This is a genomic window from Streptomyces sp. NRRL S-495 (genome assembly GCF_000966955.1).
In the GTDB taxonomy this organism is placed as follows: Bacteria; Actinomycetota; Actinomycetes; order Streptomycetales; family Streptomycetaceae; genus Kitasatospora; species Kitasatospora purpeofusca.
Map to the genome: position 1 here is coordinate 1 of NZ_JZWY01000710.1, position 2,009 is coordinate 2,009.

Genomic DNA, 2,009 nt, shown 5'->3' on the forward strand with positions numbered 1-2,009 from the left:
CCCCCGCCGGCGCGGCCCCGCGCCGCTCTCACCTGGTGGTACTGCGCTCGGCCCGGATCAGGTCGGCGCGCACCGTGTCGCCGAGCAGCCTGCCGAGGCCGTCGAGGTCGTCCCGGGTGTGGAAGTGGCCTCCCGCCCGCTCGTGCGAGGCGAACGCCCCGTCGGTGAGGTCCTGCCAGCCCGCCGTCCACTCCTCGCGCTTCGGCTCCCCCGCACCGGCGAGCGCGGTGACGGGACACCTCAGCCGGGAGCCGGGCACGTGCTCGTAGGTCTCCAGCACCTGGAGGTCCGCGCGGTAGCAGGCCAGCGCGGCGGTGAGCAGGTCCCGGTCGGCTCCGGTGGCCGCGGGCAGCGGGCCCCAGCGTCGTTCGATCTCGGCGTGCAGCCCGGGATCGTCCAGCAGGTGCAGCGGCGGGTCCGACACGGCCAGCGGCGGAGGCGGGCAGGAGGAGACGAAGAGCCGGGTCGGGCTCGTGCCCAGGGCCCTGGCCACCTCGAACGCGACGAGCGCGCCGAGGCTGTGGCCGAACAGGGCGAACGGCGGGGTGAACCGCACCTTCGCGAGGATCTCGCGCACCAGCTCCGGCATCGCGGTGAACGCCTGCGCACCGAGGTTGTGCGCCCGGCCCGGTGGCTGGACGGCCACCAGTCGCAGGCCGGGTGTGTACGCCGCCCAGCGCGCGTACTCCCCCGCCGCGCCGCCCGCGTGCGGGAAGCAGTACAGGGTGGCCACGGCGGTGGCCGGCGCGGGGCGTTCGATCACCCGGATCTCAGTCATGGCGCACCGCCGCGCCGCGCAGCTGCTCCTCGACCAGGGCGGTGAACTCCCGCACCGACGGCGCGTCGTACATCGCCCGCACCTCCAGCCGCACCGGCAGCAGCTGTTCGAGCCTGCCCACCAGCTCGTTCGCCACCAGCGAGTCCCCGCCGAGGTCGAAGAAGCTGTCCTCCGGGTCGACCTCCGGCAGACCGAGCATCTCGGTGAACAGCATCGACACCGTCCGCTCCGTGTTCGGCCCGGCCTCGGGGGTGGACGAGGACGGCTGCACGGCGGGTCCCGCCTCCAGCAGGTAGGGCTGCCGCTGGAACGGATAGCCGGGCAGGGGCACCCTTCGCGCCGGCTCCGTGCGAGCGGCGGCCCAGTCGATCGGCAGCCCGGCGAGCCACAGCTCACCGAGTGCCGCCAGCGGATCGGTGACCGTGACGACGATGTGCTCCGGCGTCCACCGCGGATGTTCCCGCAGCCGTGCGGCCGCCGCCGGGTCGCCGAGGTCCAGGAACACCCGGCCGGGGGTGTCCAGTGCGGAGCCGATCGCGGCATCGTCGCTGTCCGGGCCCAGCGTGAGGTCCGGGACCGGGCCGAGGGCCTGCCAGTGCCGCACCACCTCGGCGTCCACCGTCCGCGGCACCAGCAGCGCCACGGCCCGCCCGTCCCTGGCGTGGTCACCGCTGACCAGCCGCTCCGGGGCGCCCCCGCGGAGCACCCGCAGGGCGTCCTGCCGGTCGCGCACCACCGCGTACCGGCGGTACCCGTGCAGCCGCCTGCCGACCTGCAAGGTCCAGGCCACGTCCCGCAGTTCGAGGTCCGGACGGTCGGCCAGCCGGTCGGCGATCCGGGCCGTCAGCTCGTCCAGGGCGGCCGGGGTGTGCGCGGACAGCACCAGCACCTGGTGGTCCTCGGTCCCGGCGCGCGGCAGCGGTGCGGGCGGCTGCTCCAGCACGATGTGCGCGTTGTTGCCGCCGAGACCTCGGGCGGTGAGACCGGCCCGGCGCGGCTGCCCGACGGGCGCCCACGGCGTGGGCTCGGTGACCACGGCGAAGGGGCCCGCCGCGAAGTCGATGTCGGGGTTCGGCACGGAGTAGTGCAGGCTCGGCGGGAGGGTCCCGCGTTCCACGGCGAGCACCGTCTTGATGAACCCGGCGATGCCGGCGGCGGCATCGAGGTGCCCGATGTTGCCCTTCACCGAGCCGAGCAGGCACGGCTCCTCGCGGGGCTTCCCGTCCTCGAA

General features: G+C 75.2%; 2 protein-coding genes. Both read right to left on the bottom strand.

Annotated features, from left to right (window positions below):
* Nucleotides 1–28 precede the first annotated feature (28 nt).
* Nucleotides 29–778: an alpha/beta fold hydrolase gene (locus VR45_RS31455; protein WP_052709514.1), complete on the bottom strand. Its 750-nt coding sequence runs from the start codon at nt 776–778 to the stop codon at nt 29–31.
* Nucleotides 771–2,009, bottom strand: a 1,239-nt coding sequence (locus tag VR45_RS31460; RefSeq protein ID WP_045943284.1) for an acyl carrier protein, incomplete at its 5' end; no start/stop codon positions are given. The genes VR45_RS31455 and VR45_RS31460, both read right to left, overlap by 8 nt.